The sequence below is a fragment of the Amycolatopsis sp. NPDC089917 genome (assembly GCF_040684635.1).
In the GTDB taxonomy this organism is placed as follows: Bacteria; Actinomycetota; Actinomycetes; order Mycobacteriales; family Pseudonocardiaceae; genus Amycolatopsis.
Map to the genome: position 1 here is coordinate 42,554 of NZ_JBFBGL010000036.1, position 20,767 is coordinate 63,320.

24 protein-coding genes and 1 tRNA gene are annotated in these 20,767 nt (G+C 69.2%); 14 read left to right on the forward strand and 11 right to left on the reverse strand.

What is annotated here, in order from left to right:
• Nucleotides 1-70: 70 nt before the first annotated feature.
• Nucleotides 71-1,360, forward strand: coding sequence for an SON protein (locus AB0N89_RS25175; RefSeq protein ID WP_364208525.1), 1,290 nt, complete (start codon nucleotides 71-73; stop codon nucleotides 1,358-1,360).
• Nucleotides 1,361-1,456: 96 nt separating this feature from the next.
• Here the strand turns inward: AB0N89_RS25175 and argG are convergent, their stop codons facing one another.
• Nucleotides 1,457-2,905: an argininosuccinate synthase gene (gene argG, locus AB0N89_RS25180; protein ID WP_364208528.1), complete on the reverse strand. Its 1,449-nt coding sequence runs from the start codon at nucleotides 2,903-2,905 to the stop codon at nucleotides 1,457-1,459.
• 509 nt (nucleotides 2,906-3,414) lie between these two features.
• On the opposite strand from argG, the gene AB0N89_RS25185 reads away from it, so the two are divergent.
• Both AB0N89_RS25185 and AB0N89_RS25190 read left to right on the forward strand, forming a co-directional pair.
• Nucleotides 3,415-4,986, forward strand: a complete 1,572-nt coding sequence (locus tag AB0N89_RS25185; RefSeq protein WP_364208531.1) for a molybdopterin-dependent oxidoreductase — start codon at nucleotides 3,415-3,417, stop codon at nucleotides 4,984-4,986.
• An 88-nt stretch (nucleotides 4,987-5,074) separates the two neighbouring features.
• On the forward strand, nucleotides 5,075-5,752 hold the full coding sequence (locus tag AB0N89_RS25190) for a fasciclin domain-containing protein (RefSeq protein WP_364208534.1): 678 nt from the start codon (nucleotides 5,075-5,077) through the stop codon (nucleotides 5,750-5,752).
• 60 nt (nucleotides 5,753-5,812) lie between these two features.
• Here the strand turns inward: AB0N89_RS25190 and AB0N89_RS25195 are convergent, their stop codons facing one another.
• The 6 genes from AB0N89_RS25195 to AB0N89_RS25220 all read right to left on the reverse strand — a co-directional run bounded on the left by AB0N89_RS25195 (nucleotide 5,813) and on the right by AB0N89_RS25220 (nucleotide 10,173).
• On the reverse strand, nucleotides 5,813-6,118 hold the full coding sequence (locus AB0N89_RS25195) for a hypothetical protein (RefSeq protein WP_364208536.1): 306 nt from the start codon (nucleotides 6,116-6,118) through the stop codon (nucleotides 5,813-5,815).
• A complete protein-coding gene (locus AB0N89_RS25200; RefSeq protein WP_364208539.1) occupies nucleotides 6,115-6,516 on the reverse strand; it encodes an Asp23/Gls24 family envelope stress response protein in 402 nt (133 codons plus the stop codon). The genes AB0N89_RS25195 and AB0N89_RS25200 overlap by 4 nt, the downstream gene beginning before the upstream one ends.
• Nucleotides 6,506-7,072: an Asp23/Gls24 family envelope stress response protein gene (locus AB0N89_RS25205; protein WP_364208542.1), complete on the reverse strand. Its 567-nt coding sequence runs from the start codon at nucleotides 7,070-7,072 to the stop codon at nucleotides 6,506-6,508. Before AB0N89_RS25205 ends, AB0N89_RS25200 begins: the two co-directional genes overlap by 11 nt.
• Complete coding sequence (locus AB0N89_RS25210) at nucleotides 7,063-7,644, reverse strand: sigma-70 family RNA polymerase sigma factor (protein WP_364208545.1); 582 nt, start codon at nucleotides 7,642-7,644, stop codon at nucleotides 7,063-7,065. The genes AB0N89_RS25205 and AB0N89_RS25210 overlap by 10 nt, the downstream gene beginning before the upstream one ends.
• A 155-nt stretch (nucleotides 7,645-7,799) precedes the next feature.
• Entirely contained in the window at nucleotides 7,800-8,969 is a 1,170-nt protein-coding gene (locus tag AB0N89_RS25215; RefSeq protein ID WP_364208548.1) for an FAD-dependent monooxygenase, read from the reverse strand.
• Between the two features lie 58 nt (nucleotides 8,970-9,027).
• Nucleotides 9,028-10,173 (reverse strand): CoA transferase, encoded by a 1,146-nt coding sequence (locus AB0N89_RS25220; RefSeq protein ID WP_364208550.1) that lies wholly within the window; start codon nucleotides 10,171-10,173, stop codon nucleotides 9,028-9,030.
• A gap of 148 nt (nucleotides 10,174-10,321) precedes the next feature.
• Here AB0N89_RS25220 and AB0N89_RS25225 point away from each other — a divergent pair, with 148 nt between their 5' ends.
• The 7 genes from AB0N89_RS25225 (at nucleotide 10,322) to AB0N89_RS25255 (ending at nucleotide 15,534) form a co-directional block, all read left to right on the forward strand.
• Nucleotides 10,322-11,140: an NAD(P)H-binding protein gene (locus AB0N89_RS25225; RefSeq protein ID WP_364208552.1), complete on the forward strand. Its 819-nt coding sequence runs from the start codon at nucleotides 10,322-10,324 to the stop codon at nucleotides 11,138-11,140.
• A 73-nt stretch (nucleotides 11,141-11,213) separates the two neighbouring features.
• Nucleotides 11,214-11,480: a hypothetical protein gene (locus AB0N89_RS25230; RefSeq protein WP_364208555.1), complete on the forward strand. Its 267-nt coding sequence runs from the start codon at nucleotides 11,214-11,216 to the stop codon at nucleotides 11,478-11,480.
• Between the two features lie 9 nt (nucleotides 11,481-11,489).
• Nucleotides 11,490-12,881: a HAMP domain-containing sensor histidine kinase gene (locus tag AB0N89_RS25235; RefSeq protein ID WP_364208558.1), complete on the forward strand. Its 1,392-nt coding sequence runs from the start codon at nucleotides 11,490-11,492 to the stop codon at nucleotides 12,879-12,881.
• The gene (locus AB0N89_RS25240; protein WP_364208561.1) at nucleotides 12,878-13,540 is read left to right on the forward strand and encodes a response regulator transcription factor; all 663 of its coding nucleotides are present in this window, start codon (nucleotides 12,878-12,880) and stop codon (nucleotides 13,538-13,540) included. The genes AB0N89_RS25235 and AB0N89_RS25240 overlap by 4 nt, the downstream gene beginning before the upstream one ends.
• A 60-nt stretch (nucleotides 13,541-13,600) precedes the next feature.
• The gene (locus tag AB0N89_RS25245; protein ID WP_364208564.1) at nucleotides 13,601-14,185 is read left to right on the forward strand and encodes a DUF4956 domain-containing protein; all 585 of its coding nucleotides are present in this window, start codon (nucleotides 13,601-13,603) and stop codon (nucleotides 14,183-14,185) included.
• A gap of 29 nt (nucleotides 14,186-14,214) precedes the next feature.
• Nucleotides 14,215-14,946: a polyphosphate polymerase domain-containing protein gene (locus tag AB0N89_RS25250; RefSeq protein ID WP_364208567.1), complete on the forward strand. Its 732-nt coding sequence runs from the start codon at nucleotides 14,215-14,217 to the stop codon at nucleotides 14,944-14,946.
• A gap of 66 nt (nucleotides 14,947-15,012) precedes the next feature.
• Nucleotides 15,013-15,534 carry a hypothetical protein gene (locus AB0N89_RS25255; RefSeq protein WP_364208570.1) on the forward strand — a complete coding sequence of 174 codons (522 nt, stop codon included), beginning with the start codon at nucleotides 15,013-15,015 and terminating at the stop codon, nucleotides 15,532-15,534.
• A gap of 25 nt (nucleotides 15,535-15,559) precedes the next feature.
• On the opposite strand, the gene AB0N89_RS25260 is transcribed toward AB0N89_RS25255, so the two are convergent.
• Entirely contained in the window at nucleotides 15,560-15,715 is a 156-nt protein-coding gene (locus AB0N89_RS25260) for a hypothetical protein (RefSeq protein WP_364208573.1), read from the reverse strand.
• Between the two features lie 257 nt (nucleotides 15,716-15,972).
• Between AB0N89_RS25260 and AB0N89_RS25265 the strand changes: the two genes are divergently transcribed.
• The 4 genes from AB0N89_RS25265 (at nucleotide 15,973) to AB0N89_RS25280 (ending at nucleotide 18,599) form a co-directional block, all read left to right on the forward strand.
• Nucleotides 15,973-16,046 (forward strand) — tRNA-Ile (locus tag AB0N89_RS25265).
• A 674-nt stretch (nucleotides 16,047-16,720) separates the two neighbouring features.
• A complete protein-coding gene (locus AB0N89_RS25270) occupies nucleotides 16,721-16,993 on the forward strand; it encodes an Atu4866 domain-containing protein (protein ID WP_364208575.1) in 273 nt (90 codons plus the stop codon).
• A complete protein-coding gene (locus AB0N89_RS25275; protein WP_364208578.1) occupies nucleotides 16,990-17,748 on the forward strand; it encodes an SDR family oxidoreductase in 759 nt (252 codons plus the stop codon). Before AB0N89_RS25270 ends, AB0N89_RS25275 begins: the two co-directional genes overlap by 4 nt.
• A 557-nt stretch (nucleotides 17,749-18,305) precedes the next feature.
• Nucleotides 18,306-18,599 carry a hypothetical protein gene (locus AB0N89_RS25280; RefSeq protein ID WP_364208581.1) on the forward strand — a complete coding sequence of 98 codons (294 nt, stop codon included), beginning with the start codon at nucleotides 18,306-18,308 and terminating at the stop codon, nucleotides 18,597-18,599.
• Between the two features lie 129 nt (nucleotides 18,600-18,728).
• On the opposite strand, the gene AB0N89_RS25285 is transcribed toward AB0N89_RS25280, so the two are convergent.
• From AB0N89_RS25285 to AB0N89_RS25295, 3 genes are all read right to left on the reverse strand, one after another.
• The gene (locus tag AB0N89_RS25285; RefSeq protein WP_364208584.1) at nucleotides 18,729-18,878 is read right to left on the reverse strand and encodes a hypothetical protein; all 150 of its coding nucleotides are present in this window, start codon (nucleotides 18,876-18,878) and stop codon (nucleotides 18,729-18,731) included.
• Between the two features lie 768 nt (nucleotides 18,879-19,646).
• Nucleotides 19,647-19,973, reverse strand: coding sequence for a hypothetical protein (locus AB0N89_RS25290; RefSeq protein WP_364208587.1), 327 nt, complete (start codon nucleotides 19,971-19,973; stop codon nucleotides 19,647-19,649).
• 234 nt (nucleotides 19,974-20,207) lie between these two features.
• Nucleotides 20,208-20,720: a hypothetical protein gene (locus tag AB0N89_RS25295; RefSeq protein WP_364208590.1), complete on the reverse strand. Its 513-nt coding sequence runs from the start codon at nucleotides 20,718-20,720 to the stop codon at nucleotides 20,208-20,210.
• Between the last annotated feature and the right edge of the window lie 47 nt (nucleotides 20,721-20,767).

Genomic DNA, 20,767 nt, shown 5'->3' on the forward strand with positions numbered 1-20,767 from the left:
GTTTCATCAAACTTTCATCATCCCTCCCTAGCGTCATGCCTCTCTGGTGGATTCAGCGATGGAGGGCGACGTGGAGCAAGCATTCCCACCCGGAGGCGCGCAGTGGCCGCCGCCGCAGGGCTGGGTCCCGCAACCGGTACCGGCGCCGCCGGCCAGGAAACCCCGGTGGCTGCTCTTCGGCGGTATCGCCGGACTCGTGCTGGTGCTCGTCGCCGGATTGACGACCTGGTTGCTGTGGCCGTCGAAAGCGGGCCGCGGACCCTTCGAGCAGGCGCTCGCCGGGCTTTCCTCGGCGCCCGCCGTGCGGAACAGCACTTCCGCGGCCGGCGGGATGATCACGACGGAGGTCAAGACCACCGCGTACGGCGAGACGTCCGGCACGATGACCTTCCGGGGCATGAAGATCGAGATCCTGTCCGTCGGCGGCAAGGTCTACTTCAAGGCACCCGACGGCCTGCTGCCCGGGGCGCGACCGGATTCGTCCGCGGCCTCGGATCTCAAGGACCGCTGGATCACCGGCGAGGAAGCGCTGTTCGGACCGGCCTTGCGGCAGTTCGAGTCCCCGGAGAGACTCGCCGCCCGCCTGCGTGAGGCACTGGAGCGGGCGGAGGACATCCCCGAGGACCAGGACGAGACCGTCCGGGACGTCCCGGCGCTCAAGGCGAGCACCCCCGCCGGTGACCTGTACGTCTCGAAGGAAGCGCCGCATCGGCTCCTCCGCTTCTCCGTGAGGATGCCCGGCGGGATGCCGTCCGTCCCGAGGGTGCCGACGATCCCCGACGCGGGCTCGCGGCCGCCGCTGCCATCGGGCGAGGGCCTCGGCGAGTCCGATGTGGACGCTCTGTCGCCGGAAGAGACCGTCGCCGTCTACGAAGACCTGATGTCGAACACCAAGAAGCTGTCCGGCGCCGTCGACACCGGCGTGCGGTTCGACCTGGACGGCGCGGCCACGGTCTCGTGCGGCTCCGCGGGCTGCACGGTGACCGCGAACGTGTCGAACACCGCGTCGGCGAACAGCGGCGGGAAGGTCACCGGCCAGGTCAACGCCACGATGACCGCGAACGTGACCATCGGCGGCCGCCCGGCGGGCAGTTGCCGGAACACGGCGACCCTGTCGCTGAACAGCGCGGGCTCGATCAGTTGTGTCAACAGCGGCGCCGGTGGCGTCTTCTCGTCGGTCGAGGCGGAGAAGAAGGCCGACGCGGAAGCGCGGTCGCGAGCCTCGGGCGGAGTACCGGTCCAGTATCGGATCGAGAGCATCGCGTCGGTTTCCGTCATGGCCGAAGCGATCGGGCAGGTCGAAATCACCCGGTTGGTCGACGAGCTCTCGGAGCGGCGGTCGAAGCTCGGCGGCAAGTGACCTGGCAGGGGAAAAGAAACAGCGCCGGGCGAACGGCTTCGATGCCGCGCGCCCGGCGCTTTCGCGTCCCGCTGGTTCGGGTCAGTCCGTGGTGATTCAGTCCGTGCCGTATTCGATCGCGGCGTGGTCGAGCAGTTCGTCGTCGCCCGAGGCCTTGCCGCGGGAGGCGATCACCTGCGCGCCGCCCGCGTCCATCGCCCCGATCAGCCCGGTCGACGCGGCCTGCGCGGCGCCGATCAGCGTCGGGTGCCCGCCGCCGACCATGCCGAGCCCGGCGTACTGCTCGAGCTTGGCGCGCGAGTCGGCGATGTCGAGGTTGCGCATGGTGAGCTGGCCGATCCGGTCCACCGGGCCGAACGCGGAGTCCTCGGTGCGCTCCATCGACAGCTTGTCCGGGTGGTAGCTGAAGAACGGGCCGCTGGTGTCGATGATCGAGTAGTCCTCGCCGCGCCGCAGCCGCAGCGTGACCTCGCCGGTGACGGCCGCGCCGACCCACCGCTGCAGCGACTCGCGCAGCATCATCGCCTGCGGGTCCAGCCAGCGGCCCTCGTACATGAGCCTGCCGAGGCGGCGGCCCTCGTTGTGGTAGCTGGCGAGGGTGTCCTCGTTGTGGATCGCGTTGACGAGCCGCTCGTACGCCGCGTGCAGCAGTGCCATGCCCGGCGCCTCGTAGATGCCGCGGCTCTTGGCCTCGATGATCCGGTTCTCGATCTGGTCGGACATGCCGAGCCCGTGCCGCCCGCCGATGGCGTTGGCCTCCAGGACCAGGTCGACCGCGGTGGCGAACTCCTTGCCGTTGATCGTCACCGGGCGGCCCTGCTCGAAGCCGATCGTGACGTCTTCCGGCGCGATCTCGACCTCGGGGTCCCAGAACCGGACGCCCATGATCGGGTTGACGATCTCGATGCCGGTGTCGAGGTGTTCGAGCGACTTGGCCTCGTGCGTCGCGCCCCAGATGTTCGCGTCGGTGGAGTAGGCCTTCTCGGTGCTGTCCCGGTAGGGCAGGTCGTGCGCCTGCAGCCACTCGGACATCTCCTTGCGTCCGCCGAGCTCGCTGACGAACTCGGCGTCCAGCCACGGCTTGTAGATCCGCAGGGACGGGTTCGCGAGCAGGCCGTAGCGGTAGAACCGCTCGATGTCGTTGCCCTTGAAGGTGGAGCCGTCGCCCCAGATCTGGACGTCGTCCTCCAGCATCGCGCGCACCAGCAGCGTGCCGGTGACCGCGCGGCCGAGCGGGGTGGTGTTGAAGTAGGTGCGACCGCCGTTGCGGATGTGGAAGGCGCCGCAGGCCAGCGCCGCGAGCCCTTCCTCGACCAGCGCGGCCTTGCAGTCGACGGCCCGCGCGATCTCGGCGCCGTAAGCCTTCGCCCGGCCCGGGACCGACTCGATGTCGGGTTCGTCGTACTGGCCGATGTCAGCGGTGTAGGTGCACGGCACTGCACCCTTCTCGCGCATCCACGCGACCGCTACCGAGGTGTCGAGGCCGCCGGAGAAGGCGATCCCGACGCGTTCGCCGACAGGCAGAGAGGTGAGTACCTTGGACATGATGGAAGTATATGCATAAGAGTGTATGACCATGCAAGCCGGGGTGAGCGGGGCAACTCGGGTGGGTGGTCGGTCCGGGTGGTCGTGAGTGGCGATTCGGGTTCCGGCGGACCGGTGTTTGTTACCTGCTGGATCCGTCACGTCGTCTACCGCTGAACGGGGTCGGGGTGGCTTTGATCGGCGCGGCGCAGGTTGCGAGAGTGGCTTTCGCATCACGAGCGCCCGGCCCGGCGAGTCCGGCGGCGTCGAGCGTCGCGAAAGCCACTTTCAGGACACTGGACGTCCTGAAAGTGGCTTTCGCGACACGGCACAGTGAGTCCTCTGAATCCCCCGGCTGCCGGACCGGCTCGATCACGACCACCCGGACCGAACGGCGCCGTGTCCGTTTCGTTACCTGTCCGCGAGGCCTCCCGTCGCGAATACCTGGCGAAGGCGTCTGCCGAAAACGGCGATTTCCCTTGCGGCGAAAGTAAACCAGTCTGATCGCCGGGTGGCCGCGAATACCTGGCATGAAGACTTCGCGATCCGGTCAGGGGCCACGTCTCCCGCTGTTCGGGGCGGCGCTGATCGGTGTCGTCGCCCTCGCCGCCGCTCTGGCGGCCGGTCACCTGGTGGCCGGGCTCATCAGCGTCAACGCCTCGCCGTACCTGGCGGTCGGCAACGGCGCGATCGACCTGACCCCGGTGGAACTGAAGGATTTCGCGGTCCGGACTTTCGGTGTCTACGACAAACTCGTCCTGCTCGGCGGAATGGCCGTGGTGATGGTGCTGGCCGCCGCGGCGGCCGGGATCGCCTCCCGCCGTTCACCCGTTCCGGGGATCGTGCTGATCGCCGCGTTCGGGCTGGTCGGCGGGTTCGCCGTCTCGCAGCGTCCCGACCTCGCCGCGGTCGCGCTGCTGGCGCCGCTGGCCAGCCTGATCGCCGGGGTCGGCGTCTTCTTCTGGCTGCATCGACTGGCCGCGGCCAGGTCGCAGGCCGTCGAGGGCGTCGAGGGCGCAGAGGGCGCGGCGCCGTCCCGCCGATCGGTGCTGCTGGCGGGCGCGGGCGCCGTCGTGGCCGCCGGGGCGGCGGGCGCGGGCGGTCAGCTGCTCGCCGGGACGCGGGACGCGGAGTCTTCCAGGGAGGCCATCGGACGGCTGGTCCCCGCCACAGCGGCGCCGCCGATCCCGGCCGACGCGGATTTCGCCAAGCTGGGCACGCCGACGTTCCTCACCGCGAACCGCGACTTCTACCGCGTCGACACCGCGTTGTCGGTGCCGCAGGTCCGGGCCGAGGACTGGAGCCTGCGGCTGCACGGCATGGTGCGCAACGAAAAAAGGTTCAGTTACGACGACATCCGCAACCGTCCGCTGATCGAGCGCACGATCACCATGACGTGCGTGTCCAACGAGGTCGGCGGGACCTACGTGTCCACGGCGAACTTCATCGGCGTGGACCTCGGGGATCTGTTGCGGGAGGCCGAAGTCCTCCCCGGCGCCGAGCAGATCTTCTCCACCAGCGTCGACGGCTGGACCGCCGGCAGCCCGGTCGTCGCCGCGCTCGACCCGGAGCGTGGAGCGATGCTGGCGATCGGGATGAACGGGGAACCGCTGCCGGTCGAACACGGTTTTCCCGCTCGAATGGTGATCCCCGGGCTCTACGGCTATGTTTCGGCGACGAAATGGGTCAAAGATCTGGAGATCACCACCTGGAAAGCGCGTCGCGCCTACTGGCTCGACCGCGGCTGGGGCGAACAGGCCCCGATCAAAACGCAGTCCAGGATCGACAGTCCGAAAGGATTCGAAACGGTCCCCGCGGGCAAGGTCCGGATCTCGGGCGTCGCGTGGGCGCAGCACACCGGTGTCGAGCGGGTCGAAGTCCGGCTCGGCGCAAGCGGGAATTGGCAGCCCGCAACGCTTTCCCGTGAGGTGGGGATCAACACCTGGCGGATGTGGTGGACCGAATTCGACGTTCCGGCGGGCAGCCATCAGGTCACCGTCCGGGCCGTGGACAAATCCGGTTACACCCAGACCGACGCCCGTGCCGGAACCGTTCCGGACGGTGCGACGGGCTGGCATGTCATCAGCTTCACCGCGCGGTGATCGGCGTCACTCGAAAGAGTGGCAATCCGATTTCGCGGTAGTTCCGAATGCCCGGTAAGAGTCCGAAAAACAAATGGAGTGATTTTCCGTGAGCAAGCTTCGCGTCGCAGGAATCGGTTTCACCGCGGTCGCCGCGCTGGCCCTGACCGCCTGCAGCAGCAACGACAGCGCTTCGTCCGGCAGCTCCAACAGCGCCTCCGCGCCCGCCCCGTCCTCGTCGATGTCGGCCCCGATGTCCAGCGCCGCCTCCGGTGACGGCGTCACCACCAACGCCGACGTGTTCGGCCCGGCCTGTTCGCAGCTGCCGCAGGGCAGTGCGCCCGGTTCGCTGGACTCGATGGGCCCGCAGCCGGTCGCCAGCGCCGCCTCGACCAACCCGCTGCTGACCAAGCTGGTCGCCGCGGTCAAGGCCACGAACCTGGTGGACACGCTCAACAGCCAGCAGGCCATCACCGTGTTCGCCCCGGCGGACCCGGCCTTCCAGGCGCTGGGCGACGCCAAGTTCAACGAGCTCGCGGGCAAGCCGGACCAGCTGGCCCCGATCCTGCAGTACCACGTCGTCGGCAAGCGTTACGACGCCAAGGGCCTGGAGTCCGCCAAGTCCCTGGAGAGCCTGAACACCGCCGGTGGCCCGCTCAAGATCGAGGGTTCCGGCGAGAACATGACCGTCAACGGCGCGAAGATCCTGTGCGGCAACATCCCCACCAAGAACGCCACCGTCTTCGTCATCGACAAGGTGCTGACCCCGGGCACCAACAAGAACTAGGTCCCCGCACGTGATCGCGGTGGCCATGCCTTCGGGCGTGGCCACCGCGATCTTCGTGGTTCAGGGGGTCAAGGCGGCGGCGTCCACATCGGTCACCATGATCCGCAGACTCGCCTCCTCCCACGGGGTTCCGGTCAGCACCGCGCGCAAGGCCGCCCCGGCGACCTCCGTCAGCGGCGGGATCGGCACCTCCAAGGCGACGACGCGGATCTCCACGACGTTCTCGGAGATGTCGACGGCCATCACGTCGAGGTCCCAGGGCACCGCCGAGGCGGCGGCCGTGGTGGACGGTGTCGCCGCGCGCAGCCCCGGTACGTCGCGGAGCGTGCTCAGCAGCGACGCGGTCAGTTCGGAACGTGCGGTCACAACAGTCCTCCACGGATTTCGATGTCCAAAATGGACACCGAGACGGCCGACGGGGTGAGCCCGGTCGCCTCGGTCACGGCCTTGCCCACAGCGCGCTGTACCGCCTGTGCCGTCGCGGCGGCCTGGTCCAGCCCGGAGACCGAAAGGTCGATCTCCACCCGGACGTCGGGCGGATCCTGCTCGATGAAGGCGCGGACCCCTTCGGTCGGCGCGGGTTCGAGGCCTTTGATCCGCTGCCGCGCGATCCGGGTCAGCGAGCCGGCCAGCCCGCGCAGCCCGGGTTCCAGGCGTACCACGCCGGGGACCCGCGCCGCGGCGTGCGCGGCGACCGCCGCGATCACCGGCGGTGAGATCACCGTCTCGACCAGGTGTCTGGCCGGGGCCTGCTCACGCGTCATAGATGTCCTCCACCGTCAGGTCGAGCCGGGCCAGCCTGAGTCCCACCCTGGCGCCCGCCGCCGCCGTGACCCGCTCGCGGACCACGTCCAGCGAGTCACTGTCGAAATCATGCGCGATCGCGACGCTCAGTTCCACGTCGACGGCCCGCCCGTCGCTCATGTCCGGCGAACGGATGACCCGGCACCGCCTCGCGCGGACGCCGGTCACCGAGTCCGCGGCGAACCGCAGCACCGCCGCGACCGCCTGATCGCTCACCCACACCTCGCCCGGTTCGGGGCTGGCCAGCGGCACCAGATCCCGGCGCCGCACTTCGGCGCGGACGGCGGACATGATCCGGCTCGTGAGATCCGCCGACGGCTCGCTGTCGTCTTCGGCCAGTTCCTGGGTCAGCCCGCGCAGCACCAGGAGGCTCTCCCTGGTCGCCCGGCAGTGCGGGCAGTCGAGTTCGTGCGCGTCCGCCCGGCCGGCGCCGACCTCGTCGAGCCGTTCCCAGACCTGTTCCACATCACGGCCGCACGGCAGCAGGTAGTCCTGGGTCGCGTGGTTCATCGCCATGGCGCCATCACCTCCGCCAACTGTGCTCGTGCTCGCGCGATGCGTCCGCGCACCGCGGTGGGGGTCGCCCCGATCGCCTGCGCGATCTCGTCGTAGGAGCGCCCGTGGACCTCGCGCAACAGCCAGCAGGCCCGTTGCTCAGCGGTCAGCTGGTCCAGCGCCCCGGTGAGCGCCGTCATCTGCGCGTTCGTCTCGGCCTCGCGATCCGGCCGCCCGGCCGAACCCGCGGACTCGCGCTGGTCCAGCTCGACGTCGGCCACCGGTTTCCTGGCGCGGATCACGTTCAGGCACCGGTTGGTCGTCGTCCGGTAGAGCCAGCCGACGAAGGCCGCGTCCTCCTGCAACTGGTCGAGCCGCCGCCAAGCACCGAGGAACACCTCCTGGACGACGTCCTCGGCGTCCCCCTTGTTCCCCAGCATCCGCAGCGCCAGCCGGTACATCTGCCCCTGGAACCGCAGGACGAGCTGCTCGTACGCGCGGATCTCGCCGTCGCGTGCCCTCGCCACCAGCGTGGCGTCGTCCAGCACCGTTTCGCCGGCGGCCGGTGCGTTCTCTCTCGCCGACGTCGTCATCGAGCGCACCTGTGCAGTGCCGCCATGCCGAAGCTCCCTCCTGCCACCTACTGCCGGTGACAACACGTAAGACACGGCTTCCCCGGAATCGTCACGCGGCAAACCGGATCCAGCCGACCACGGCGACGCGGATCACGCACCTCGAGGCCGGATGGTCAGCCCTGACGGGCGAGTGAGGGGTAGTCGTCCAGGGTGATGTCGGTGGCGAACTTGTCGGTCACCCACAGCATCCCGCGCAGCATGAGCGGCCGCCGGAACATCTGGTTCCGCAGCTTGATCCGCAGCTTCGTCGGCGGCGCGAGGAACGGGCCCGCGTTGGCGCTGCGGGCGATCTTGGCGTAGCCGCGGAACTTCTCGTCGTAGCGCCGGAAGGCCAGTTCGTGATCGCCGTTCGCGGCGGCGAGCTCGCCCGCGATGACGTACGCGGCCACGACGGCCAGCCCGGTGCCGAACCCGCCCAGGGTGTTGCCGTACGCCGCGTCACCGAGAAGCGCGACCCGACCGGTCGAGTAACCGTCCATCGCGACCCGGCTGATCGAGTCCAGATAGACGTCGTCCGAGCGCTTCACCGCTTCCATCAACTCGGGCACCCGCCAGCCGCCGCCGGCGTACGCGGCGGCCAGGATCTCCTTCTGCTGCTCGGTGTCGTACCGGTTGTAACCGAGCTCGGGGGAGGCGAACACGAAGAACGCGGGCGCCTTCGAGCCACCGGCGGCGGTCAGCAGGCCGGGCTCGTTGTACAGCACCGGGGTGTCGCCGAAATCGCCGATCTCGTCGGTCTCGACCAGGGCGTAGTAGTGACCGAGGTGCTTCACGTAGTCGGCTTCCGGGCCGAACGCCAGCCGCCGCACCGCGGAGTGGATGCCGTCGGCGCCGAAGACGAGGTCGAACCGCCTCGGGGCTCCGCGCTCGAAGGTGACGTCGACGCCGTCGGCGGTTTCGGTCAGCGAAGTGATGGAGTCGCCGAAGACGTACTCGCAGTCGTGAGCGGTCCGGTCGTACATGATCCGGGCCAGGTCGCCGCGCCGGATCTCGACGTCGCCGCCGGTGAACTCGCCGGGCATGACGGCCAGCGGCCTGCCCTCGGCGTCGATGAAGGTCTGGTCCAGCCCGCCGGTCTGGTGCCGGTGGATCTCGTCGAGGATGCCCATCCGCTCCAGCACGGTGCGGTGGGTGGCGCCCTTGAAGTCGACCGCCTGGCCACCGGTGCGGAGCTCCGGCGACCGTTCCACGACGGTGACCTCGTAGCCCTGGCGGGAAAGCCAGAAGGCGAGGGCGGGGCCGGCGATGCTGGCGCCGGAGATGAGGACTGTCCTGTTCGTCATGGGAGGAGCTTCACGGCCGGCGTTGACGAAGCGCTGACAGTCCGCTGACGGTCGCCCGTCAGCTCCAGCCGGGCAACGGGAGGGTGAGTTGCCCGGGGTCGTCCGGCGGCGCGGTCTCGTAGCGCGGCGGCGTCGCGGACAGGCCGATCGGGTTGCGGGTCAGCCGCACGGAGGTGCCGTCGGGCCGGGGGAGGTCGACCGTCGGGTTCAGGCCGAGCCGGTCGGCCAGGGCGAACGCGCCCGCGACGTCGTTGACCTCCCCGGCGGGCACCCCGGCCGCGCTCAGGTCCGCCGCCCACTCGGCCGCCCGGCGACGTCCGAAGTGGTCTTCGAGCAGCGCCCGGAGTTCGGCACGGTGCTCGACCCGCGCCGGATTGGTCGCGAACCGGGTGTCGCCCGCGAGCTCCGGCAGGCCGATGACCTCGCACAACGCCGCGAACTGCCGGTCGTTGCCGACGGCGAGCGCGAGTTCGTGGTCGGCGCAGGGGACGAGTTCGTACGGGGCGATGCTGGGGTGGCGGTTGCCCATCCGCGCCGGGACCGTCCCGCCCGAGGTGTACGCGCTGCCCTGGTTGACCAGCGCGGCGAGCAGGCTGGACAGCAGATCGATCTCGACGCGCTGCCCTTCTCCGGTCCGGTCGCGGTGGCGCAGGGCGGCGAGGATGCCGACGCTCGCGAACAGCCCGGCCAGCACGTCGACGAGCGCGACGCCGACCTTCTGCGGCTCGCCCGCCGGGTCGCCGGTGATGCTCATCAGCCCGCCGACGGCCTGGATGAGCAGGTCGTAGCCGGGCAGCGCGGCGCCGCCGCCGGAGCCGAAACCCGTGACGGAGCAGTAGACGAGACCGGGATTCGCCGCCCGCAGGGCCTCCGGGCCGAGTCCGAGCCGGTCCATCACGCCGGGCCGGAAGTTCTCGACCACGACGTCGGCCTCCAGCGCGAGCGCCCGGGCCCGGGCGAGGTCGTCGGGATCGGCGAGGTCCAGCGCCACGCTCGTCTTGTTCCGGTTCACCGACTGGAAGTACGTCGCCTGGCCCGCCGCGTCGTAGGGCGGACCCCAGCTGCGGGTGTCGTCGCCGGTGCCCGGCCGCTCGACCTTGATCACCGTCGCGCCGAGGTCGGCCAGCAGCATGGTGGCGAACGGGCCGGCGAGCACCCGCGAGAAATCGAGGACACGGAGCGGGCCGAGTGCGGTTTCGGGCATGGGCCCGACCCTAAGCGGCCGTAGACGGCTCCGAAGTTGTGATCACGATCACGAAAGGCCGGTTTTCCCAATACTTTCCTCTAGGTACCTACTATCTCCATGAAGGTAGCTTCGGTCGCGTCAACGAAGAACGCATCGAGGAGCGACCATGATCGTGGTGACCGGAGCGACCGGGAACGTAGGGCGTCGGCTGGTGGAAACCCTTGCCGCCGAAGGGGAAGAGGTGACGGCGGTGTCGCGCCGGATCTCACCGGCGGACGTATCCGGCGGCGTGCGGACCGTCCAAGCCGACCTCGCCCGGACAGAGGGGCTGAAGGAGGTCTTCGCCGGTGCGGACCGCGTTTTCCTTCTGACGTCGGGAGAGTTCATGGCGGCGGGCGGCGACGTCGCGGAAGTCGTCGCGGCGGCCGGTGAAGCCGCGATCGTGTTGTTGTCCTCCCAGGGCGTCGGGACCGGACGGCACGCGCCGGCGTTCGAGGAGGCGGTCAAGGCTTCAAGTCCGAAGTGGACAGTGCTGCGCCCGGGAGGCTTCGCGTCGAACGCCTTCCAGTGGGCGCCCGCGATCCAGGCAGACCGCGTCGTCGCCGCGCCGTTCGGCGACGTCGCGCTGCCCGTCATCGACCCGGCCGACATCGCCGACGTCGCGGCGGCCGTGTTGCGGGAACCCGGCCACCACGGCCGGACCTACGTGCTGACCGGGCCCGAGCCCATCTCACCGCGCCGGCAGGCGGCGGCTTTCGGTGACGTGCTGGGCGAGCCGGTGCGGTTCGCCGACCTGGGCGAAGACGAGGCGCGAGCGGCGATGTCGGCGTTCATGCCACCGGCGGTCGTGGAGGCCACGCTCGCCATCCTCGGCCGGCCGACGGCGGACGAACAGCGGGTCAGTCCCGACGTCGAGCGGGTGCTCGGACGGCCGGGCCGGACCTTCGCCGAGTGGGCGGCCCGGAACGCGGCCGCTTTCAAGTGACTTCGGAGGCCGGATGAGAAAGTTCTCATCGAGTCCTCATCGGCGGCTCACCCGCGCCGGGCAGCCTGGTGACATGCGAGTCCGAATTATCGTCCTGGCCGGGGTCGCCGCCGTCGTGGTGGCGGCCACCGGCATGTTCGCCGTCGTCGCGGCCACCGCCGACTCGCCGCCCGACCTCGGTCCGGCCGTCGTCGCCCCGGCGGGACAGGCCGTCACCGGGCCGGGGGAGGCGGGCGCCCCGCCCGCCGTCGTCCCGCCCCGGCTGGCCGGGCACGACGACGACCCCGATGATGACCCCGATGACGGCGACGACCTTTTCGACTTCGACCTCGACGACTGAGCCGGGCCGATGAGCGCCCGCGCCCGGATCCTCGCCTGGGTCCTGCTGGTCGTCCTGCTCGCGCTCGCCGGATCGCTGCTGGCCACCCGCACCGTCCTGCACAACCAGCTCGACCAGCGGCTCGACAACGAGATCGCGCACGAGACCGGCAAACTCCGGGCCTTCCTGGCGTCGCCGGACGCCCGGCCCGCCGGACAGCCCGTCACCGTCGAGGCCGTCCTCGGCCGTCACCTGGAACGGAACCTGCCCGAGAAGTACGAGACGTTCTTCTCGATCATCGACGGCGCCGCGTCGAGGCGGAGCGCCATCGAACCGCCGGTCCGCCTCGACACCGATCCGAAGTTCGTCGCGGAGCTCTCCCGGGCCACCAGCCCGGCGTACGGCACGGTCACCACCGCGGTCGGCTCCGCGCGGTACGGCGTCGTCCCGGTGACCATCGAGGGTTCGCCGGGCCGCGGCGCGCTGGTGATCGTCGAGTTCGTCGACCACGCCGCGGGCGAGAGCGACGACGTCGTCGGCGTGATGGCCGCGATGTCGGGCGCCGCGCTGGTGCTGGCCGGGCTGATCGGCTGGCTGGTCGCCGGCCGGATCCTCGCGCCGGTGCGGGAGGTGCGGCTCGCCGCCGAGCAGATCGGCGAGACCGACCTTTCCCGCCGCATCGAGGTCCGCGGCTCGGACGACGTCGCCGCGCTCGGCCGCACCTTCAACACGATGCTCGACAGGCTCGAAAGCGCCTTCTCCGGGCAACGTGACTTCATCGACGACGCCGGACACGAGCTGCGCACGCCGATCACGATCGTCCGCGGCCATCTCGAGCTGATGGGGGAGGACCCCGAGGAGAACGCGGCCACCCGGCATCTGGTCCTCGACGAACTCGGGCGGATGCAACGGATCGTGGACGATCTGCTGGTCCTCGCGAAGTCCGGGAGCCCCGATTTCCTCGCTCCCGGCGACACCGATCTCGCCGACCTCACCGTCGAGACCCTCGCCAAGTCCCGCCCGCTGGCCGACCGTGTCTGGCGGCTGGACGCCGTCGCCGAGGCGACCGTCCGTGCCGACGGCCAGCGGCTCACGCAAGCCTTGCTGCAACTGGTTTCCAACGCCGTCCGGCACACCTCGCCGGGGCAGGAGATCGCGCTCGGCTCGGAGGTCACCGCGGCGACGGCGCGGCTCTGGGTCCGGGACACCGGGGAAGGCGTGCCGCCCGATTCGCGGAGCCGGATCTTCGAACGGTTCAAACGCGGCAGTAACTCGAGCGGCGACGACGGCGCCGGGCTCGGCCTGGCGATCGTCGCCGCGATCGCCGAGGCGCACGGCGGCCGTGTCCTGCTCGACACCGTGCCCGGCGAAGGCGCGCGGTTCACCATGGAGATCCCTGTCGCGGGAGGTGCGGGCCGGTGACCAGTGTGCTGGTGGTGGAGGATTCCGCCCGGATCGGCGCGTTCGTCGAGAAAGGCCTGCGGGCACAGGGTTTCGCGACCCGCTGGGTGCGGACCGGCTCCGAAGGGTTGACCGAGGCGCTGACCGGCGCGCACGACCTCGTCGTCCTCGACCTCGGGCTCCCGGATCTCGACGGGTCGGATCTGCTGCGTGCCCTGCGCGCGGCGGGCCGGACGGTGCCGGTGATCATCCTGACCGCGCGGGACAGCGTCGTCGACCGGGTCGCGGGGCTGTCCGGCGGCGCCGACGACTACCTGGCCAAACCCTTCGCGTTCGAGGAGCTGCTGGCCCGGATCCGGTTGCGGCTGCGGGGAAATCCCGACTCCGAGCCCGCGGTGCTCCGCGCCGGGGAGCTCTCGCTCGACCTGCGCACGCGGAAGGTCTCGGTGGCGGGGGAGGAGAAGGACCTCACCGCCCGCGAGTTCGCGCTGCTGGAGACCCTGTTGCGCAACCGCGGTCAGGTGCTGTCCCGCGAGCAGTTGCTCGGCGGGGTCTGGGGCTTCGACTTCGATCCCGGCTCGAACGTGGTGGACGTCTACATCCGTTACCTGCGAGGGAAGATCGGCGCGGAGCGGATCGAAACCGTGCGGGGGATGGGATACCGGCTCGGCGAGTCCTGATGAGACGGCTCTCATCGGGCTCTCACGACGGTCTCTTTTTCTTACGGCACAGTGGTTTCCATGACCACGACACTGCTTCATCTGGCCGTCGACCTCGTCGTCGCCGTCGTCCTCGCCTACGGCATCTACGCCCGTCGCCACCACCGCGGTGACCTCGCCTGCGCGTACCTCGCGCTGAACGTCGGCGTCTGCGTTTCGGTCGCCGTGCTGCTGTCCGTGTCGACCGCGAGCGCCCTCGGGCTCGGCCTGTTCGGCGTGCTGTCGATCATCCGCCTGCGGTCCGATTCGATCAGCCAGCAGGAGGTCGCGTACTACTTCGTCGCGCTGGTCCTGGGGCTGGTGAACGGGCTGCCGTCCGCGGACTGGCGGATCGTCACCGCTTTCGACGTGCTGCTCCTCGGAGTCATGTACGTCGCCGACCACCCTTCGCGCACGCGCGGCCCGCAGCGGCGGACGGTCGTGCTCGACACCGTGTACCCCGACGAGGAGACGATGCTGATGGAGCTGCGGGCGCGGCTCGGCGGAACGGTCGTGCGGCACAGTGTGTCCGAAGTGGACTATGTCCGCGAGGTCACCGTCGTCGACGTCCGGTTCCGGCCGGACGCCGCCCCGGTCGTCCACGGCGCTCCGGCGGGACACCGGTGAGCGGGCGCGGAACGGCCACCGTCGCGGCGGTGGCGAAAGGGCTCCCGGCGCTTTCACTGGCCGAAGTCGTCGCCACGAACGGGCTGATGAGCCGGACGGATCGCAAGTACGTGCTGTCGCCAGGCGACTTCCTCGCCGTCGCCGAGGCGCTCTCGCCGCGCTGCCTGGAAATCGACGGACAGCGGGTGTTCGGCTACTCGTCGACCTACTTCGACACGCCGGACCTGGCGATCTTCCGGGCGCACCGGCAGGATCGGCGGCGCCGGTTCAAGATCCGCACGCGGACCTACACCGACTCGGCCGACACGTACTGCGAGCTCAAGGTCAGCGGGCGGCGCGACGAGACGGTCAAGGTCCGCCGCCCGCATCCGGCCGAAGCGGCGCACGGCCTGACCGAGCCCGCGCTGACGTTCCTCGACGACGCCCTGACCGCCGCCTACGGCCGCCCCGCGCCCCGGCCGCTGGCTCCCGCGCTGGTCACCGACTACCGGCGGACCACTCTCGTCACCGCCGACGCCCGGATCACCTGCGACACGTCGCTGGTCTGGCGTTCGGGTTCGCGGAGCCGCCCCGCCGGGAGCGACCTGGTGCTGATGGAGGTGAAGTCGGCGTCCGAACGCAACAGCGTCACCGAGGCGCTGGCGAAACTGCGGCTGCGGGAACAGCCGGTGAGCAAGTACTGCGCGGGCCTGGTGGCGCTGGGGCTGGCGACCGGCGGGAATCGGTGGCGGCCGGCGCTGCGGCGGCTCGGAGTGGTGTAACGATCGCGCGGGAGCGGCCGACCCCTGCTGTCGGGCCATCGGGCCTGAACAGAGGGAGGACCGAACATGAGAACGAGGGAGAAGGCCGCGCTCGTCGTGGCAGGGCTGGCTGTCGCGGCCGCCGGGGGCACGGTGTTCGCCGGGACGTCCGGCGCCGTCGGCCCGTCGCCGGCGCCGACCGTGCAGGCCGCGGAGGCGTCGTGTGTGACCGACGGCGCCGGGATGTGCACCGTGCAGCACGCACTCGGCCTCGTCCCGGCGGTAGTGGTCGTGTCGGCGAACACGCCCGGACAGTTCAACGCGTACATGCTGAACACGGTTCAGGGTTCGTACACCGCGAACACGTTCCAGGTGCGGGCGATGTTCAACCAGACCACGCCGAAGGTGGGCGGGGCGATCTGGTTCAGCTACGTGGCCTATGGCGGCCAGGTTTCGCCGCCGACGACACAGACTCCGCCTGCGACGAGTTCGCCTATGCCGACGAGCGCGCCGCCACGGCCGACTACCACGACGCCGGCGCCGACTTCGCCGGCTACTACGGGGATGTCGAGTACCCCGCCGGGCGGCGGCTCGGGGCTGGGCGGCTGACTGTCCAAAGAGGACTAGAAAGCGTCTACGGGAGCTGTGGCGGCCGTTCGTCCAGTTCTTCGGCGAGGATCGTGTCGACCCGGAGGCCGGCCCGCCGCAGTGCCCGGATGCTCGCCCTCAGTGACAACGCGGCGCCGAGGGCGGCCACGAGACCGAGCCCGATGGCGATCGAACTCGCCACGAGCGCCTCCCTGCCGACGGGCGTGAGATCCAGGCCCGTCCCGTTGGTCAGCGTGTCCCGGGCGGCGAGCCGCTCGGTGTTGGTCTCTGCAACCTAGACGAGCGGCCTTTGTTCCGTGCCGGAAACCAACTGTTCGGCCTAGGCGGTCGTGGCAGGTGAGCGCTGTGATAACTTGGAGCGAACTGGGACTTCTGTGCGTTCGCAAACCCGCTGTTCGGGCTGAGGACGGCTCCCTCGGAGGTGTCAGGACACCCTTGGGGCCGGTAGCTCAGTTGGTTAGAGCAGGGGACTCATAATCCCTTGGCCGTCGGTTCGAGCCCGACCCGGCCCACAGCATCAATATCACTTCCGACCTGTAGGGATATTGCTCCTTCGGCGGCAATTTCGCCTTGGCGTCGATAGTGGCTGGTCTCCGTTTGCTCCGGTGTGCTCTGCGGGGCCGGTTGTTGGCGTAGCAGCCTTTCTGCTTCTTCGTCATAATCGCTGCGGTGCGACTTCAGTACGTCCGGAGTTCTTTGCTTCCACGGCTGGACAAGGTGAGTGTGGTCGGAGGTCGGCTGGGCGTGATTCGTGTTCTCGAGCAGAGGGCCAGTGACGTCCACGGTTTCACTCTCGCACTGGGCATTTTCGGTCGCCCCCAGTCCGACCAGAAATCCCGATCATCGACGCGCTGCCGCCTGCGGACACAACACCTGCGCATCGAGTGATCGCCGCGGTATCGGTTGTCGTAGATCTGCCGCCACGGAACGAACTCGTCCAACCGGGCGTCGTCGGTGTGGTCTCTGCCGTCAAACGCGTGGTCATGAGCGGGCTGGCCGCAGCGTCGGTCGCGCTGGCCGTCCGGGAACGGAGACAGGCTTTGGCGGCGCGCTCACCGGAACGCGCACAGCCCACCACTGGCCATGGCATCGGGGGTAGGTCGCTGGCCGCTGGCTGAGTGGGTGTGGCACACCCAGCCACCACACGTCCTGCCATCGCTTTTCGCCGTCGCCGACGCTGGTCGATATGACGAGCGATAGCGACGTGGTGAGCATGTGGTTCACCGTGGACGGATGTATACGGCAGGAGCTGCGCGCCGGCGGGCGCTACGACGAGGCGCGAGGCGTACGGCGCGGCGTCTACACGGGTCGCTACACAGAGATCGGGAATCACCTCGACTACGTGGATGGCACCGACTTCACTGCTACGGGCGGTATCTGCGACGACGTGCTCTACCACGAGCATCTCGTCCTGTATCGCGGGTCCGCCGCTGATCACCGAGGGCGGGTACGGCGATGACTCTGCCACTCACCTCTGGCAACTTGGAGGGCAGGGTCGCGCTGGTCACCGGCGCCGCCCGCGGGGTCGGGGCGGCGACAGTCGCCTGGTTGCACGCGCACGGTGCGCGAGTGCTGGCCACGGACCTCCGCCCGGAGGTGAACGATCTCGCCACCCGGTTCACCGGCGTGTCCACCCTGGTCGGCGATGTGTCACAAGAGGACACCGCGGTGCGGTCGGTTGCGGCGGCGATCGACCGGTTCGGCAGTGTGGACATCCTGGTCGGCAACGCCGGCCGATCCGTGAACAAGCCGATCACCGAGACCACCGCGGCAGACTGGGACGAGCTGATGTCGATCAACGCCCGCGGGGCTTTCCTGCACGCCCGGGAAGTATTCCGGGTTATGCGCGAAAACGGCGGGGGCGTGATCGTCACCGTCGGGTCGTTCGCTTGCACCGTCGGGATGGTCGAGGCCGCGGCCTACAGCGCGTCCAAGGGAGCGCTGGCGCAGTTGACCAAGGTACTCGCGCTGGAGGGCGGTCCGCACGGCATCCGTGCGAACGTCGTCGCGCCCGGGGTGATCGAGACCGACATGCTCGACAACTTCCGGTCCGACAGCAGGGAGTATCTGCGCTCGTTCGGCGACGCCCACCCCCTGGGCCGTGTCGCACAGCCCGAAGAGATCGCCGAGGTGATCGGCTTCCTGGCCTCGCCCCGCTCCAGCTTCATCACCGGCGCGGTCGTCGCCGCCGACGGCGGCTACACCGCCGCCTGACTCCCAGCAAGCACAACGAGCGAAAGAACACGTCATGCGTGGACGCCTCGCCGCCAGAATCGCGTTGATCACGGGGAGCCGACGGGCGAGCCGGATGGGGATGACCGCGGCCGCGGTGGAGTTGGTCCCGGCCCCTTAAAGGAAGCCGCCGTCGCTCGTGCAAGCCGAGGTGCCGGGGCCGGGACGGTGGTGGTCGGCTGCAGGGACGAACGCAGCACGCACTCATGCGCTCGTAGCGTCGACATCTGGACCGGTCGATCGCCGGACCGTGCTGCGCGAAGAACGCCGCGACCTCTCCGCCCGCCAGGAGTCCGATCCGGTCCACGACATCATCCGCTTCATCGTGGTCATCCTGCCAACAACGCGGAGCGGCACCTGGTCGCCGTCTCTTGGGCCCCTGCGCCGATCGATGGTCAGGGGCGTGCTGGAGGGCGGGTCGGTTCCCTGGAACTGTCGGCAGGCTGTCCGCGCACGAACAATCCAGGCGTGGCTGCTCGGTGGCCTGGGTACTCCTGGGTGAGAATGTCCGTACATCGGCACAACCGGGGGATGGGATCATGGGGGATCGCTGGTGGTTGGGCGTGGTGGGCGCTGTGGTGGTCGTCGGTGGTGTGCTGCTGCAGTCATCGAGCGATCGAAAGTGGCGATCGTTCATCGGCGAGGCTGTCACCATTGCGGGCTGGTTACTGATCGTGATGTTCGTGATCAAGCCTCTGGTGCCGGGGAACGTGCTGGGGATCGTGATCCTGGTCTTGATCGTCCTGTGCGTCCTCGCGGTCCCGGTGTATGCCCGATACAAGGCACGCAGGCAAGGACAGGGGGCGAGGTCGCCGAAAAGTCATCGTCAGTGATCCGCGGCGACGTCAATTCCTCATGGGTGAGCGTGATACTTGCTGATAAGGAAATCCGGTTTCCGAGGTCAACGAAGGCATCGCCTCCGGATTCGTAACCGTGTCAGATCATCGACGAGGACCGCGCCATCAGGAACGGGGCGGGTGCCACTCGAGGTGAGCGTGCGCCACGCTTTCCCGGAGTTTGTGCCTGAGGAGAAGGCTCAGCGGACCGAGGACCAGGAGGGCGGCCGTGGTCAGGGTCGCGCCGTTGTTCGACGAGCCGATCAGCATGATCACGACTGCCAGTGTCGCGAGGACCGCCGCCGATCGACGTCCTCACCGGCCGCGCTATCCCTTGGTTCAGCCAGCCCCGCGGCGGACGGATGTATCTGCTCCCGTGCACGATCAACGCCCTGCTTATCTCCGGACGCCTCAGCGAAATCCGCTCCGACAACGGTCTGTACCACTCACCACTACGTGACCGCCGGGCCAGCGCTCTGGGCGACCTGCAGACCTTGAGCTTAAGGATCGACGCACCTGGCGAGCACGGTGAACCTGGAGCGGGCGCCAGCGGTAGTCCGCGACGGCGCCTCGCGTGCTCCACCTGGCGCGAGGGGCACCGCCCGTCCTCGGCTGAGTAGTTCCACGGATGCGGCAGCCTGGGCGTGGGTTGCACGCTGGACCGATGAACTGACGCGCAGCGGGTGTGGTGACCACCGTCGCGATCCTGGGGCTGGGCACGACGGCGTGCGGAGCGCAGAACTCGATCTCCGCGGCCATTCCCGGCGCCACGGCGATGACTCTCGCCCCGAGCGGGCGACGGCTTCTCTCGGTATATGCCTCGGTCGTCGCGATCGGCTGGGTTGTACTTGGTGACCCGGTAGACACACGACTTGCTCATGATCGTCTGGCGGTTTTCGAGGTGCGCCGATGAGTAGCTGCGGATGGCGGCGCTTCAACGACCCGGGTCGATGGCGGGAGGCTCCGAGGGAAGCGATCCAGGAACTGCTCGCCGGCGCGCGAGCGTGGCCTTCCGCCGTTCGTCGACGGAAGGCCACCTACGGCTCAGTCGGGCAGGTCGTAGTCCGCGCTGACCGCCACCCAGGTGGCCGGGCAGTACGCGGTCGCGTGGTAACCGGGCTGCGTCCACTCGCTGAAGAAGATCTGCCAGTTCCCTCGTGACTCGCACCGGACACCCACGCGGAACGCGACGTCCCAGCAGGTTCCTTCGGCCCGATCACTGAGACGACCGATCGGGGAGCAGTTCGCCATCGCGTGGACCGTCGTCCCGGCACTCCTGTCGTCGGCGGCGGTAGCGGTGCCCGCACCCAAGGTGGTCAGTGCTAGCCCGGCGATGGGCAGGGTGGCCAGGGCGAGCAGGGACTTTCTCATCGATTTCCTCCAGATTTCGGTTCGGAACCAGCAAACCATGGACTGCCGCTGCTACTTCGCTGGCAAGGAATAACAGCTGGGATCGACGACGCTTGCATCATCGTCGGCTCACGCAGGAGGCCGGAGACCACTGTGGACTGCTCACAGGTTTCAGGGCAGCCGATGTCAGGCCGATCATCGCTGATGGCTCGACCATGCTCATCCCGGGTGGGATGGGGCTGGTGGAAGGACCCTTCAGTTCTGTCCGGCCTCGTAACTCCAGGTCGCGTCACCTCGAAGGATCAGCTTGACCCACGGGTGCGTCGAGGAAATGCAGCCGGCGTCGAACACGCAATTCTCGACCAAGTGCTTCTTGAACGACGTCACCTCCCAGGAAGGCGCCGGAGTCACGAAGTCGGATTCGATGCTTCGCGGGAAGGCCTGACTGCTGACCTCGCTGAACCAGTGAGTGCGGAAATGAACACCGTTCACCCGGCTGCCGTCCTGACACCAATCCGCCCGGTGATGGAACCGGTAGAAGGTGAAGCCCAGCACGGTCACCGCCCGGAACGATGCCTCGGTGACCCAGCAACCTTGAGCCCTGACCTCCTTGGCTCTCAAGGGATCCGGTCGGGTCGTCACACTCTCGGGCACCAGCTTGACGATCGCCGCGCTGTCGCTTCTGCTTGCCGATGACCGGGCGTCCGACGCCTGGGCATGTGACACTCCGACGATCATCAGCGCCACGGCAGCCGCCGACACCGCCATCGTTCGACGAAATCTCGACCGCATAAGAACCCCATTTCTCACGTTCG

What these genes read in the sequence shown, in the direction of transcription:
- AB0N89_RS25220 (WP_364208550.1), bottom strand. Translation starts at nt 10,173, where the DNA reads ATGCCCGAAACCGCACTCGGCCCGCTCCGTGTCCTCGATTTCTCGCGG.
- AB0N89_RS25225 (WP_364208552.1), top strand. Translation starts at nt 10,322, where the DNA reads ATGATCGTGGTGACCGGAGCGACCGGGAACGTAGGGCGTCGGCTGGTG.
- AB0N89_RS25235 (WP_364208558.1), top strand. Translation starts at nt 11,490, where the DNA reads ATGAGCGCCCGCGCCCGGATCCTCGCCTGGGTCCTGCTGGTCGTCCTG.
- AB0N89_RS25275 (WP_364208578.1), top strand. Translation starts at nt 16,990, where the DNA reads ATGACTCTGCCACTCACCTCTGGCAACTTGGAGGGCAGGGTCGCGCTG.
- AB0N89_RS25215 (WP_364208548.1), bottom strand. Translation starts at nt 8,969, where the DNA reads ATGACGAACAGGACAGTCCTCATCTCCGGCGCCAGCATCGCCGGCCCC.
- AB0N89_RS25200 (WP_364208539.1), bottom strand. Translation starts at nt 6,516, where the DNA reads ATGACGCGTGAGCAGGCCCCGGCCAGACACCTGGTCGAGACGGTGATC.
- AB0N89_RS25210 (WP_364208545.1), bottom strand. Translation starts at nt 7,644, where the DNA reads ATGACGACGTCGGCGAGAGAGAACGCACCGGCCGCCGGCGAAACGGTG.
- AB0N89_RS25290 (WP_364208587.1), bottom strand. Translation starts at nt 19,973, where the DNA reads ATGAGAAAGTCCCTGCTCGCCCTGGCCACCCTGCCCATCGCCGGGCTA.
- AB0N89_RS25270 (WP_364208575.1), top strand. Translation starts at nt 16,721, where the DNA reads ATGACGAGCGATAGCGACGTGGTGAGCATGTGGTTCACCGTGGACGGA.
- AB0N89_RS25245 (WP_364208564.1), top strand. Translation starts at nt 13,601, where the DNA reads ATGACCACGACACTGCTTCATCTGGCCGTCGACCTCGTCGTCGCCGTC.
- AB0N89_RS25280 (WP_364208581.1), top strand. Translation starts at nt 18,306, where the DNA reads ATGGGGGATCGCTGGTGGTTGGGCGTGGTGGGCGCTGTGGTGGTCGTC.
- AB0N89_RS25185 (WP_364208531.1), top strand. Translation starts at nt 3,415, where the DNA reads ATGAAGACTTCGCGATCCGGTCAGGGGCCACGTCTCCCGCTGTTCGGG.
- AB0N89_RS25205 (WP_364208542.1), bottom strand. Translation starts at nt 7,072, where the DNA reads ATGGCGATGAACCACGCGACCCAGGACTACCTGCTGCCGTGCGGCCGT.
- argG (WP_364208528.1), bottom strand. Translation starts at nt 2,905, where the DNA reads ATGTCCAAGGTACTCACCTCTCTGCCTGTCGGCGAACGCGTCGGGATC.
- AB0N89_RS25230 (WP_364208555.1), top strand. Translation starts at nt 11,214, where the DNA reads ATGCGAGTCCGAATTATCGTCCTGGCCGGGGTCGCCGCCGTCGTGGTG.
- AB0N89_RS25295 (WP_364208590.1), bottom strand. Translation starts at nt 20,720, where the DNA reads ATGGCGGTGTCGGCGGCTGCCGTGGCGCTGATGATCGTCGGAGTGTCA.
- AB0N89_RS25255 (WP_364208570.1), top strand. Translation starts at nt 15,013, where the DNA reads ATGAGAACGAGGGAGAAGGCCGCGCTCGTCGTGGCAGGGCTGGCTGTC.